Below are 13,364 nucleotides of genomic sequence, written 5' to 3'. Positions count from 1 at the left end.
TGCTAGCTCCGGCGAACTGGCTGAACCTGCGACTGTCGGCCCGCGACGTCGGCGGCGTGATCATGCCGCCGGGCATGATCATGGACCGGGACACGCCGGCCGACGCGATGCGCGACATGGCGGCGGCCGATCCGCGCCTGGTGAGCGCATCCTATGGCCTTTCGGCCAAGGGAGACCAAGACCTGCCGTTCCGGATGGAGAACGGCGTGAAGGTGTTCGAGCTGAGACCTTCGGTGGTCCGCTGGCAGATCCTGCCGGATGTGACGGTCGACGCCTATGCCTATAACAGCCAGGTCCCGGGCCCGCGCATCCATATCCGTCAGGGGGATCGCATCAGGGTCAACGTCACAAACGATTTGCCGGAAGAAACGACTATTCATTGGCATGGGATGATCCTGCCCAACCAGATGGACGGGCCGGCTGAGATAACGCAAGAACCGATCGAGCCAGGCGGTAAGTTTTCATACGAGTTTACGGCCACGCAGCACGGGACCTATTTCTATCATCCGCATGCCAAGCCAGACCGCACGCAAGCGCTCGGCCTCTACGGGGCTCTGATCATCGATCCTGCCAATGCAGCAGACGAAGTGGCGGCCGACCATCACTACGTCATCCAGCTTCAGGAATGGCTCAAGCGCGAGCGGCTGACATATCCGTCGATGCCGATGGACGGCGGCATGCCGAATTTTTTCACCATCAACGGCAAGGCGTATCCGTCCACCGATACGATTCATATGAAGGTCGGCGAGACCCTGAAGGTCCGCTTTATCGGCACCAACAATGGCTTCATCCATCCAATGCATATCCATGGAGGACCTTTCGAGGTCGTTGCCCGCGACGGGGAGACAATTCCCGCCTCCGCCCGTTTTCTTGCGGACACGATCAATGTCGGGCCGGGACAGCGTTACGATGTCGTCTGGAAGGCCCAGCGGCCCGGCAAGTGGCTGATCCACTGCCATATCCCGCATCATACGACGAACAACAATGTCGAGCAGAAGGGCGGCGGTGGGCTGATGGTCATCATCGATGTGAGCTGAAGTTATTTGCCGCTGTTGCATTCCGTTTCAAAATGGCGGCTGGCCTGTCTCGGGACTCTGGAGAAGAAAGAAGTCATGCTGAGGGTCCTTGCCGACCGCACTTATCGGCATCTTTTCATGGCGCAGCTCATCGCGCTGGTCGGCACCGGTCTGGCGACTGTTGCGCTCGGCCTTCTGGCGTTCGATCTGGCCGGCGCGAATGCAGGCGCGGTGCTTGGCACCGCACTCGCCATCAAGATGATCGCCTATGTCGGCGTCTCACCGGTAGCGGCCGCTTTCGCCGAGCGGTTGCCGAGGCGCACAATGCTGGTGGCGCTCGATCTCGTGCGCGCCGGTGTCGCGGTGTTCCTGCCCTTTGTCACCGAGATCTGGCAGGTCTATGTCCTGATCTTCATCCTGCAGTCGGCCTCAGCCGGTTTCACGCCGACGTTCCAGGCCACAATCCCGGACGTTCTGCCGGACGAGAAGGATTATACCAAGGCGCTTTCCCTCTCCCGCCTGGCATACGATCTCGAAAGCGTTGCCAGTCCGATGCTGGCTGCGGCGCTGCTCTCGGTGATCAGCTTTCATAGCCTTTTCGCGGGCACGGTCATCGGGTTCTTGGCTTCCGCCGCGCTGGTGGTTTCGGTCATGCTGCCGAGCCCGAAACCCTCGCGACCACGCGGCATCTACGATCGAACGACGCGCGGCTTGCGCATATATCTTGCGACGCCGCGTCTGCGCGGTTTGCTTGCTCTCAATCTTGCGGTGGCGGCCTCCGGCGCCATGGTGATCGTCAATACGGTCGTCCTGGTGCAGGGTCAGTTTGGCCTGTCGCAGCGCCAGACGGCGCTCGCCCTGGCGGCCTTTGGTGGCGGGTCCATGATCGCCGCGCTCGCCCTGCCGCAACTGCTCGAGAAGATACCCGATCGGACGGCGATGCTAACGGGCGCGGCTATTCTGGTGGCCGGCATGTTCCTTGGGCCGCCTGTTGGTCAATATCCGCTGCTGCTGGCACTGTGGTTCGTGCTCGGACTTGGCTACTCCATAGCCCAGACACCGTCGGGTCGCCTGATCCGCCGTTCCGCGGACGCCGTCGACAGGCCAGCCTTGTTCGCTGCGCAGTTTGCGCTTTCGCATGCCTGCTGGTTGATCACCTATCCGATCGCCGGACGCGTAGGGGCGGCGATGGGCTTGCCATTTACCTATGTTCTGATTGGCGCTATCGGCGTCATCGCGTTGCTGGCGGCAATGGGATTGTGGCCGCGTCACGATCCCGACGTTATCGCGCACGTGCACGCCGATCTGCCGCACGGCCATCCACATATCGAGGATTCCATCTGGACCGAGGCCGGTTACGAGCACGCGCACGGTTTTGCCGTCGATGATCGGCACCCGAGATGGCCGAAGGCGAGCTGACGGACGCGATGGTTGGCGACATTGCCGCGTTCGGCGCATTGTTCCTAACCGCGTTCGCGGCGGCGACCATCCTGCCGCTGCAATCGGAGGCGCTGCTGGCCGGCCTGCTCCTGGCGGGCTCCCAATCGCCGGCCGCCCTGATCCTGGTCACCACGCTCGGCAATGTGCTAGGCTCGGTGGTCAACTGGCTCCTTGGTCGCGGCATCGATCGCTTTCGCGACCGCAAATGGTTTCCGGTGAAACCCGCCGTCCTCGACCGCGCCTGTGTACGATATCGCCACTATGGGCGGTGGAGCCTGCTCTTGAGCTGGGCGCCTGTTATCGGCGATCCACTCACGCTGGTGGCCGGCGTTTTTCGCGAACCGCTCTGGAGTTTCGTCGCGATCGTCACGGCAGCGAAAATTGCCCGTTATCTCCTGGTGTCGGGCACCGTCCTCGCTTGGCTGTAAGCGAGCGCTGCTACCGGAGCGTCGTGTTCGGAACTTGCATCATTAGTCATTCGACGATCAGCGATGCTGTGACCGAAACCCGACCTAGGTCGGCGCCGCAGAGGCATCATCCAGCTGCAGACGGCTGCAACGCCGCTGGCGATGACAAGCGATGCACGCTATTGCATACCCTCGGCAAGTGCGGAGACCGCCGCTCCATGTTTCAGTACCTCGTCGAATTCCAACGCACGATTTACCTAGCGCTTGCCGACCAGATCAAATTGCTCTCCAGCAGTGGTGACTGGCTGGGCTTTGTGGCGTTCCTGCCGATGGGCGTCGTCTTCGGCGCTGCCCACGCGCTCACGCCGGGTCACAGCAAGGCGTTGTTAGCTACTTATCTTGCCGGCTCGGACGCCAAGGTCGCACGTGGCCTGCTCGTGTCCATCACGCTGTCCCTCACTCATGTCATCATCGCGGTGATCATCGCCGCGTTGTCTCTGCCGCTGGTTTCGGTCGCACTTGGCAGCGTCGGCCGAGCTCCGCTGCTGGAGGATGTCAGCCGCGGGCTGCTCGGGCTGATCGGCGTTTGGATGATCTGGCGGGCATTGAGCCAAGGCCACCATCTCAAGCATGAGGGCGAGGCCGTCGGCTTCATGGCTGGCCTGATCCCGTGCCCGTTGACTCTTTTCGTCATGACTTTCGCGATGTCGAGGGGAGTTCCGGTAGCGGGTCTTCTTTTTGCCGTTACGATGATGACCGGCGTTGCAGTGACCCTGTCCACGGTCGCGGTGTTGTCGATCCTGTTCCGCGAACGGCTTGTGCACATCTTTGAGAGCCGACCGCGCCTGTTTGCTGCTGTCTCCCGCGGCATCGAAGGCGCTGCAGGGATCGTGCTCGCTAGCGTGGCCCTTTGGCAGATCGCAGCAGCTTGAGGGGTGGTTGACCGCCGTCGCACAGGGTTGTGTGCAGCTTCACCTTTCTTCAGGCGGCTTGATGTGGCGGAAAGCCCAAAGCAAGCTCAAATCGTAGACGATCTTGAGGGCGCCGCAGATCACCAGAGGCCAGGCTTCGAACCCCACGGCAAATAGCGCGCCAGCGATCGCGGGGCTCGCGGCGGCTGCGAGGCTGCGAGGTACCGAGGTCACGCTTGCCGCCGCAGGCCGCTCCCGTGGCGTGACGACCGCCATCACATATGAGGAGCGAGTCGGCACGTCCATCTGGGACAGTGCTGCGCGTACAAGAAGAAATGCCAGGGAAACATAGAGATTCGGCACCAACGCGGCCAGGATCAGGCAAATGCTTGACGGGATGTGCGTGAACACCATCGTGTTCACAAGCCCGATGCGCCTCGACAGCCATGCGGCGACCGGAAAAGAGACCGCCGACAAGACACCCGACCAGAAGAAGAACGCCCCGGCTGCTGACAGGGAAAGACCAAATTTGCTGAACAGCCACAACGCAACGAGTGACTGCACGGCAAAACCGCCGGCGAAGGCGTCGATGCTGAACAGGGCAGCCAGCTTGTAGACGATGACACGCGAGGGCCCAAGTGCTGCCGCGGGCCGGTCCTGGGGAGACGTTTTGGGGCCAGCGGGAATGCGCGCGTACACCAGGCCCCCGACCACGCCGAGAAATGCATAGAGAACAAACATAGCCTTCAGCGCCGTGAGCCGTGAGATCCCAATCGTCACCAGGAAATCGGGGGTGGTCGCAGCAAGGGCGCCAAACGCAGCCGCCAGCGCGCCCAACAGGCTATAGCGTGCGAATGCCTTCGTGCGGTCCGCATCCGCCACAAGCCGAGACAAGACGGCGTGCTCGAGCGGAACGAAGATGCTGACGCTCCCGGACGAGGGATTGATCGTGCCCAGGAAAGCCACGAGCAGAACAGCTGCATAGGTGCTTGACTGCGTGTAGGCCACCCCGGTTGCGATCATCAGGCCGGACGCCGCCAAAAGCAGGCTCCGCCGGTCTGCTCGCGCCGCCAAGAAGCCGATGCCGAGCGTCAATAGTGCCGAACCCAGGAGTGCGGAGGTCGCGACGACACCAATCTCCAGCGGCCCAAGCCCAATCGACGCCAGATATACCGGCAGAAGCACTGCGGCGAAGCCGTCTCCAAAATCCCGAAGGGCACGCGCCGCGTAGATGTCCGCTGCGCGGCCACCTTCCGTCTCGTAGCCCGGCTGTTCCACGCCGACCCGGCCAACGTAGCTGCTTTCGGAATTTCGATGCGACGGTGTCAAAGGCTAGCGCCCGTCCTGACCTTCAGTTCTAACATTATCCGAAAGATCTCGAGCGGTAACCTTCTTCCTGCTGGGGCGGGTGTCGCGTCGGACACAACTGATGCTACGCTCGCGGCCTTACCCCGTGCTAAGACCGTACGCGGGTTGGGACCGTCGCAATAGCTTCTCTCTTCTGGAAGATTGATCACTGAACCGTTGCGTTCGGAGTCTCTTGGACGCTGGTCCTAGATGCGTCAGCCTGCCGCAAGCCAGCTAAGCTAGGCTTCATCTAGCGTCGCCCTCAATTTGCCGCATACGCGATGCAAGCGACGCGACACGTCGGAGAGCACAGATCAGGGGGCCAATCTTCAGGTGCACAAGCAGTGGGAAAAAACTAAGGGGATCGCGTCGAAGTTCATCTTCGCGCTCATCACCCTTGCCCTGCTGCAGATGAGTGCGGCCGGAAGTTCCCATTCGCATGAACTGATTTCGGATTGCGCGAATGTGACGGTTGCTCATTCGCATTCGAACCACTTCGATCCTTCGCACGACGTCACGGAAAATGCCGACGAACGTGCGGCGGATGACGTTGTGGGTGAGCAGCAGCCGGATCACGCCGAGGGTACGGAGCGCCTGGCTCACGGCGGGGTGCTTTGCTGTGCTGGCCTTTGCCTCGGGCACCCGGGCTTCGAGGGTTGCGAAGTCCGCCATCCAGGGGTGCTGGGTGCGAGCCTGATTGTTCCGGCTGCTTATCGCAGCCGTCCGGGCATACCCACGGCAGGCCCCGAGAGGCCCCCCAGAACCTGAGCAGTCTGATCTTCGCCCGGCCGACAGGCCTCGACGTTCAAAAACTGCTGGCTTCTGAACATGTCCATTTCTTCGCTTTTTCGCGGCCTTTGCCGCATTCACTCCCTTTGTGCTGCCGTAGGCCTGCTTATGCTTCTTTCGTCGCCGCTCTCGGCGTATGAAGGACACGACCACGGCAAACAGCCTGTCATCGCTGCTTCCGCCGCGAAGCCGCGTGTCAGCGTTCAGTCTCCGGCTTATGAACTGGCTGGCATACTCGAGGGTGATAAGCTCTCGATCTTCCTCGACCGTTTTGACACCAACCAGCCCGTTCCGGGTGCGAAAATCTCGGTTATGGTCAGCGGCGACGCCGAGATGGCAGCAAAAGAAGCCGACGCCGGCATTTATGTTCTGCAATCCGAGAAGTTCCTGTCTGAAGGCCCGCTGGAGCTGGTCTTTTCAGTAGCACATCCCTCCGGCGACGATCTTCTTATCGGATCGATCGAGCTGCCCCGCAAAAGCCCAGTCCAAGCGGATCAGTCGCGCACGCAGGGGCGTGGCCTGGAGAGCATAATCCCGGAGAAACTGGCCCTGGGCGATTTCGAAGTCGACCGTCTCCAATTGCTGGCCGGCGGCTTTCTTGGTTTCGGGTTCCTCGCGGGCTTGATGGCGCGAAAAGGACGTCGGGCCGCCCCCATCGCAGGGCTCGTTCTTGTCGTGCTGATGGCGACCACTGCCTTTGCATTTAGCCATGAAGGCCACGATCATAGTGAAGCCTCGACCCCGCTGCCTGCCGGGGATGCGCCGCAGCGCATGAGCGACGGAGGCGTATTCCTGCCGAAACCGAGCCAGCGCCTGCTGAGCATTCGAACAGTTGTTGCCAAGCCGGAGCAGGCGCAGAGCGCAGTGACGCTTGTTGGTCGCATCGTCGCCGATCCGAACCGCTCCGGCCTGGTGCAGAGCATCAATGGCGGAAGGATCATGGTCGCAGGGGGTGCGCTCCCACGCCTTGGTCAGACGGTGAGCAAAGGGGAGGTGCTCGCGCTTGTGGAACAGGCCATGTCACAAGCCGATCGCAGTTCCCTTTCCGAGCGCATCGGCGAGATCGAACAGGAGATCGCGGTCGCCGAGGCAAAGCTGACGCGGACGCGCGATCTGGCGGGAAGCTTCGTAGCGCCGAAGAGTCAGGTGACCGATGCGGAAACCGAGCTCGCGGGCCTCAGGCGGCGGCGCGAGATTCTGCTGGAGACGAGCGGCGCCACCGAGGTGCTCAAGGCGCCGATCGACGGCGTGGTCGCGGCCGTCAAAGCGGTGCCAGGACAGGTCGTCGGCTCCGCGGATGTGGTCTTTCAAATCGTCGATCCATCTGGTCTCTGGGTCGAAGCATTGGTCTATGCGGACGTGGAGCCCGGCTCCTTGGGCTTCGCAAACGCGACGACCTCCGAGGGCACCGCAATCAAGCTCAGCTTTCAAGGATTCGGCAAGACGCTCCAACAGCAGGCGCGCGTAGTCCAATTCTCGATAGAAAACCCGGACGAACGCCTCGCGGTCGGGCAACCGGTCACGGTACGGGCGTTCGTTGGCAAGCCGGTGTCGGGATTTATCCTTCCACGAAGCGCCGTCGTGAGAGGCGGCAATGGCGAAACAATAGTTTGGCTCCATGCCCATCCCGAGCGTTTCGCGCCCAAGCCTGTCCATATGGAAGCATTTGACGCGGAGCGCGTGGTGATCCGCGCTGGCCTGTCGGAGGGTGAGCGGGTGGTCGTTCAAGGCTCCGAGCTGATCAACCAGATCCGCTGAGGTTGTGATGTTCAGTTTTCTCGTTAGCAATAGCCTCAAGAACCGGCTTTTCGTGGTCGCAGCGGCTTTGCTGCTCGTCGCCTACGGCAGCTACATGCTTCCGAAGGTACCCGTCGACGTATTCCCGGACCTCAATCGCCCGACCGTGACACTGATGACCGAAGCCGAGGGACTTGCCCCTCAGGAGGTCGAGCAGCTGGTCACTTATCCGCTTGAAACGGCGATGAACGGAATGCCCGGCGTCACCCGCGTCCGATCGGTTTCGGGCGTCGGGCTGTCCATCATCTATGTCGAGTTCGACTGGGAGACCGACATCTACCGCTCCCGGCAGCTTGTTGCGGAGAAGCTGGCTCTGGTGGGCGAGCAGCTACCGGCCGGAGTTACGCCACAAATGGGTCCGGTGAGTTCGATCATGGGCGAGATCATGCTGATCGCCATCTCGAGTGACGCCGTTTCGCCGATGGAGTTGCGCGAGATCGCGGATTTCACGATTCGTCCCCAGTTGCTCACGATAGAGGGCGTTTCGCAGGTCATCCCCATAGGCGGGCAAGTCCGCCAGTACCGGGTCATTCTAGATACCGCCGCCTTACAGGCCTTGCAGGTTACGGCATCCGAAGTCGAACAAGCGGTGACGCGCTTCGGCACCAACACCGGCGGCGGATTCGTCGATCAGCACGGCCGCGAATATCTCATCCGCAACGTAGGCCTGACGAAGCGCTTGGAAGACCTGCGCAACACGGTCGTCGCAAGGCGCGATGACCAGCCGATCTTCCTCCACCAGGTGGCCAATGTCGACTTTGCAGCGCGCGTGAAGCGAGGCGATGCAGGCTATCAGGGCCGCCCGGCGGTCATTGTATCGGTGCAGAAACAGCCCGGCGCGGACACGGTCGACCTCACCGGACGCATCGAGGCGGCACTGATCGACATCGATAAGACGCTTCCCGAAGGGGTGAAGGCAACCAATCTTCAGTTTAGGCAAGCCACCTTCATCGAAACTTCGGTGGAGAATGTCGAGAAGGTGCTTCTGGAAGCGGCGGCTGTCGTGGCGGTCGTGCTCATCCTCTTTTTGATGAACGCACGCGCGACGTTCATTTCGTTGACCGCGATTCCAATCTCGATCCTCGTGACAGTGCTGGTCTTCCACGCTTTCGGGCTGACTATCAACACGATGACGCTGGGCGGCTTGGCGATTGCGATCGGCGAACTCGTGGACGACGCAGTCGTTGACGTCGAGAATATTCTGCGCCGTTTGAAGGAGAACAGCGCCCAACCTCTGCCAAAGCCAGTTCTGGAGGTGATTGCCGCCGCATCTCAGGAGGTGCGCTCGGGCATCGTCTACGCGACGATGATCATCATTCTCGTGTTCGTGCCCCTGTTCGCGCTGTCGGGAATAGAGGGCCGTCTGTTCGCGCCACTGGGTGTGGCTTACATCGTCTCGATCCTGGCCTCGCTCGCCGTGTCGATCACGGTCACGCCGGTGCTCTCATACTACCTGCTTTCGGGTCGGGCGAAGGGACATGGACAGGACAGTTTCGTTGTCCGGCATCTCAAGCGCGCCAACAATGCACTTCTGCACTGGGCGTTCGGCAACAGGGCGCTTGTGATCGGCTTGGTGCTTCTTGGCGTCGGTTCGGCCGCCTATGCTGTCACGCTTTTGCCGCGCTCGTTCCTGCCTCCCTTCAATGAGGGTACTCTGACCATCAGCCTTGCCTACAATCCCGGCATCGCACTAGCGGAGAGCAATCGTCTGGGACTGATCGCGGAGACCATCATCAAGGAAGTTCCCGAGGTCGTGTCGGTCGGTCGGCGCACCGGTCGCGCCGAACTCGACGAGCATGCCGAGGGTATCCACGCGTCCGAGATCGACGTCGACCTCAAGCGCTCCGCGCGGTCGAAGGAAGAGGTGATGGCGGATATCCGGCAACGCCTCGCGGTGCTGCCGGCGACGCTTAATGTCGGACAGCCGATTTCGCACAGGCTTGATCACATGCTTTCCGGCGTGCGGGCGGAGGTCGCACTGAAAATCTATGGCGATGACATCGACACGCTGCGTTCGACAGCCGAGATGCTGCGCGAGAAGCTGTCGGGCGTCCAGGGTCTGGTCGATCTGCAGGTCGAAAAGCAAGTCCGCATTCCACAGCTCCGGGTCGATGTCGACCACGAGCGTGCGGCCCTCTACGGCCTCACGCCGGCCTCCATCACTGAGGCGCTGGAGAGCATGTCCAATGGCCGGACGGTATCGCAGATCGTGGAGGGCAATCGCCGCTTCGACGTGGTCATGCGGCTCTCTGACGTTGATCGATCGACCGCAGGCCTGGCCGATCTCCTAATCTTCACTCCGGCAGGCATTGTGCCGCTTCGCATGGTCGCTGACGTCGTCGAGACGGATGGACCAAACCAGATCCTGCGCGAGAACGGCCAGCGGCGCATCGCGGTGCTCGGCAACAGCGATAGTGAGCGTGACATGGCGGCAATCGTCGCGGACATTCGCAGCATCCTCTCCGAAACGATGCTGCCGCAGGGCTACGTTGCCCGGCTCGAAGGCACCTTCCAGGCGCAGGAGGAAGCGACATTAAGGATCGGCGCGCTTTCGCTCGTTTCGCTCGTCCTTGTCTTTGTCGTTCTTTACAGCCGCTATCAGTCGCCGGCGCTCGCCCTGATCATCATGGGCAATATCCCGCTCGCGTTGATCGGCAGCGTGGTCGCGCTCAACATCGCCGGACAGCCGCTGTCGGTCGCTTCGATGATCGGCTTCATCACGCTGGCAGGCATTTCGGCCCGTAACGGCATCTTGAAGATCTCGCACTACATCAACCTGGCGCTCTACGAAGGCGAGCGGTTCGGCAAGGAACTGGTGATCCGCGGCAGCCTAGAGCGGCTGACCCCTGTGCTGATGACCGCGCTTTCTGCCGGGATGGCACTCATCCCCCTCCTGATCGGGGCCGGAGAGCCTGGCCGCGAAATCCTGCACCCCGTCGCCGTCACCATCTTTGGCGGGCTGATCTCTGCGACACTGATTGATACCTTTCTGACCCCCGTTCTGTTCCTGAGCTTCGGCAGGAAGCCACTGGAACGCATCAGGGCTGCTCGCGGCGGCACTGGCACCTTGACCCCTGCCGAAGCCTTCTGATCATCACCACTTGGAGACGACATATGAAAACATTGCTTGTAGCGGCTGCGGCGACGTTGATGACCTTCAGCGCAATGGCCCATGAACTGGCGAAGGGACCTAACGGGGGGCCGGTTGCCGACAGCGGCGGGCATCATATTGAGCTCGTCACGGAGCGGGGAAAGCTGGTCCTGTTTCTAACCGAGGGCGCCGACGACAAGCCGCTTTCGTCAGCCGGAGTAACGGGCGCCCGTGCCGTCGTCCAGGGCACTGGCAAAACCGCCGTGGTGCAGCTAACGCCCGAGGAGCCCAACAAGCTCGTCGGGGCACTCGCCCAGACATTGGGGGCGGACGCGAAGGTCGTCGTGTCGGCGACGCTGGCTGACGGGCACACCGTCCAGGCACGGTTCGGAGGTAAGTGAAGACGATTCCCTTCGTCCGGGAGTCCGGATCGTGGAGAGAGGATTCATCGGCCGGCAGGTGCTCGGGGGTCACGGCTAATGCATATCGCCCAGAACTGTGCAGCGCTTCTGAGCAACGATATGCCCAAATCACAGTCTTAAAGCGCGTCGCCTGAATCCAGCGCGACGCGCTTTAGCTGCCCGAGCGCGAACCCAACCCGCGAAGGATCATTCGCAACAGACGTTCCAGCTTCGGCTTCGACCGCGCCTGCTGAGCCGCTGCAATGGCGGCCAGCGCGTACCTGGCGAGTTCAGACGCCGGCGAGGCATCTTCAATTTCACCGGCATTCATGGCCTCTGCGATCAGTTCTGCGACCATCGCCTCTAGGCGAGCGTACGCATGCCTGGCATGCGGCATCGAATGGAGCAGCGAGGCGAACGCGTGACCGTGGCCACGGCGAGCGTTCTCCGCATAGACGAGCAGAACAGCTTTGAGGGCGGCAAGCGGGCCGGCCTCCTTTGCCCGGGCCTGCTCCAACTGGGCAAGGTGGGTGCTGACCTCCCGAGCGTGCCAAGCAACCAGGATCTGCTCAACCTCACTGAAGTACTTATAGAGGGTGGCGCGACCTATCCCGATTTCCTTGGCGATACGTGCCATTGTGAGGTTGTGCAGGCCCTCGGCCGCCGCCAGCTCGGCCGTCTTGTTCACGATGGTAGTGGCGACGGCGTCGCGGTGGGCTTCGATCGTGTCGTTCCAGAGCTTAGGCATGGGGGCAGTCATTTCACAGGTGCCAGGCCGTGTCGAGACATATCATCTTGACTCAGAGACATTATGTCTCGATACATTGACAGTCACGAGCGGTGGACCTGACCAGATGGCGAATGGCAAGCGCATAGCAGCAGGCATGCCCGGTTGGGTGAAGGCATTCTTGTGGGTGGGTCTCGCCTTGCTCGTGATCGCCGGGATTGCGGCACTCAGCGGTCATGGTCCGTGGCAGCACATGGGCGTGGTGCACTAGCGTGACCTTCAATGCACCACTGCGCAAACTTGTGCTCCTGCTGCATGTTATTTCCAGCGTAGGGTTCCTGGGAGCAGTGGTGACCTTCCTCGCGCTCGCTATCATCGGGCTCAGCGGTGATGCTGAGGCCCAGCGCTCCGCATATATGGTCATGCCAGCGCTGACCTGGGGAGTTATCGTGCCCTTGGCCGCGACAACCCTTACAGTCGGAGTCGTTCAGTCTCTCGGCACACTCTGGGGGCTGTTTCGCTACTATTGGGTGATCGTGAAGTTGGTGCTGACGGTGATCGCGCTGATTGTCCTGCTGATACAGACCACCACAATTTCGCAGCTCGCATCCGCTGCGGCGAACGGCACGCTTGCGGCAGCAACGAGCGGCCGGTTCGCTATTGTTCTGCATGCTGCCGGCGGCGCGGTGGTACTCGTCATCGCGACCATACTCTCGATCTTCAAGCCGCGCGGCATGACGCGCTATGGCGTCCGGGCAGTCGAAGTCGAGTCCAGGCGGCTGGCATGAATGCATGGTGCCCTTGGCCGATGCGCACAGCGTAGGCATTAGGACAACAACGTTGAACGCAGTCGTTTTCAGCTGCTTTGCGCCCTCATTTCGGCCGTAAATCCCAGTCTCGTACGTGGCCGATAGCGGACACTGCGGCAGTTACGGTCAGGCCGGCCGGCGCCTTTTATAGGCCTAGTCAGGGTCTAAGGGCGGAGATTGTGCGCCCCCGGCGCTGGTATCGCCTGCGACCTCTCTCAAAGCGGTTGCCCAATTGTTTTCGGCGCGTGACAATCGGTATCTACCAACGATTCCTGTTCAATGCCGTCACCGAAGAAGAAAAAGGCCAAGGAGCCGCCCCGGGGAATAACGCCTCCGAGCAATGCGGTTCCTTCACTTTCAAACGAGTGGGTGCTTCCGCTCGTCGCCGTCGGCAGCTTGCGTTTCGAACATCTCTGCCTCGACATCCTGAGGAAAGAGTACAAGGAAGCGCAGCGAACTTCCCTTAAGAGAAAAAGGGGGGTACCGCAGTTCGGGGTCGATGTTGAAGGTTTCGATCAGGACTCCGAGCCGTTCGTCGTCATTTCGGCCAAGTGCTACAAGGATATCGAGGGCTGGCATCTCGCCCCTTGGACAGAGGATTTTACCAAGCATCTTGAGGGGCACTGGAA

At 61.4% G+C, this 13,364-nt stretch carries 11 protein-coding genes and 1 pseudogene; 9 read left to right on the top strand and 3 right to left on the bottom strand.

Going from position 1 to position 13,364, the window contains the following annotated elements; genetic code table 11:
• The 4 genes from EOA60_RS03495 to EOA60_RS03480 form a co-directional block, all read left to right on the top strand.
• On the top strand, positions 1–1,037 hold a 1,037-nt coding region (locus tag EOA60_RS03495; protein WP_164899177.1), incomplete at its 5' end, for a copper oxidase.
• A 75-nt stretch (positions 1,038–1,112) separates the two neighbouring features.
• On the top strand, positions 1,113–2,435 hold the full coding sequence (locus EOA60_RS03490) for an MFS transporter (protein ID WP_127334686.1): 1,323 nt from the start codon (positions 1,113–1,115) through the stop codon (positions 2,433–2,435).
• Positions 2,417–2,884, top strand: a complete 468-nt coding sequence (locus EOA60_RS03485; protein WP_245502520.1) for a YqaA family protein — start codon at positions 2,417–2,419, stop codon at positions 2,882–2,884. The genes EOA60_RS03490 and EOA60_RS03485 overlap by 19 nt, the downstream gene beginning before the upstream one ends.
• 197 nt (positions 2,885–3,081) lie before the next feature.
• Positions 3,082–3,795, top strand: coding sequence for an ABC transporter permease (locus EOA60_RS03480; RefSeq protein WP_127334687.1), 714 nt, complete (start codon positions 3,082–3,084; stop codon positions 3,793–3,795).
• Between the two features lie 39 nt (positions 3,796–3,834).
• Here EOA60_RS03480 and EOA60_RS03475 read toward each other — a convergent pair whose 3' ends face one another.
• Complete coding sequence (locus EOA60_RS03475; protein ID WP_127334699.1) at positions 3,835–5,052, bottom strand: MFS transporter; 1,218 nt, start codon at positions 5,050–5,052, stop codon at positions 3,835–3,837.
• Positions 5,053–5,367: 315 nt separating this feature from the next.
• The gene (locus tag EOA60_RS03470) at positions 5,368–5,793 is read right to left on the bottom strand and encodes a hypothetical protein (RefSeq protein WP_127334688.1); all 426 of its coding nucleotides are present in this window, start codon (positions 5,791–5,793) and stop codon (positions 5,368–5,370) included.
• A gap of 156 nt (positions 5,794–5,949) precedes the next feature.
• Between EOA60_RS03470 and EOA60_RS03465 the strand changes: the two genes are divergently transcribed.
• From EOA60_RS03465 to EOA60_RS03455, 3 genes are read left to right on the top strand one after another with little or no spacing between them, the layout of a single operon-like run.
• A complete protein-coding gene (locus tag EOA60_RS03465) occupies positions 5,950–7,668 on the top strand; it encodes an efflux RND transporter periplasmic adaptor subunit (protein WP_128311069.1) in 1,719 nt (572 codons plus the stop codon).
• Between the two features lie 7 nt (positions 7,669–7,675).
• Positions 7,676–10,798: an efflux RND transporter permease subunit gene (locus EOA60_RS03460; protein ID WP_127334690.1), complete on the top strand. Its 3,123-nt coding sequence runs from the start codon at positions 7,676–7,678 to the stop codon at positions 10,796–10,798.
• Between the two features lie 23 nt (positions 10,799–10,821).
• Complete coding sequence (locus tag EOA60_RS03455; protein ID WP_127334691.1) at positions 10,822–11,199, top strand: hypothetical protein; 378 nt, start codon at positions 10,822–10,824, stop codon at positions 11,197–11,199.
• Positions 11,200–11,371: 172 nt separating this feature from the next.
• Here the strand turns inward: EOA60_RS03455 and EOA60_RS03450 are convergent, their stop codons facing one another.
• Positions 11,372–11,947 (bottom strand): TetR/AcrR family transcriptional regulator, encoded by a 576-nt coding sequence (locus EOA60_RS03450; RefSeq protein WP_164748122.1) that lies wholly within the window; start codon positions 11,945–11,947, stop codon positions 11,372–11,374.
• 251 nt (positions 11,948–12,198) lie between these two features.
• On the opposite strand from EOA60_RS03450, the gene EOA60_RS03445 reads away from it, so the two are divergent.
• On the top strand, positions 12,199–12,714 hold the full coding sequence (locus tag EOA60_RS03445; protein ID WP_245479143.1) for a hypothetical protein: 516 nt from the start codon (positions 12,199–12,201) through the stop codon (positions 12,712–12,714).
• A gap of 300 nt (positions 12,715–13,014) precedes the next feature.
• Positions 13,015–13,364: pseudogene (locus EOA60_RS03440) on the top strand (restriction endonuclease); the annotation flags it as partial.

Source organism: Mesorhizobium sp. M1A.F.Ca.IN.020.06.1.1 (assembly GCF_004023265.1).
Taxonomy (GTDB): Bacteria; Pseudomonadota; Alphaproteobacteria; order Rhizobiales; family Rhizobiaceae; genus Mesorhizobium.
The sequence above is the reverse complement of the archived record's forward strand: the minus strand, read 5'-3'. Positions and strand labels throughout refer to the sequence as shown.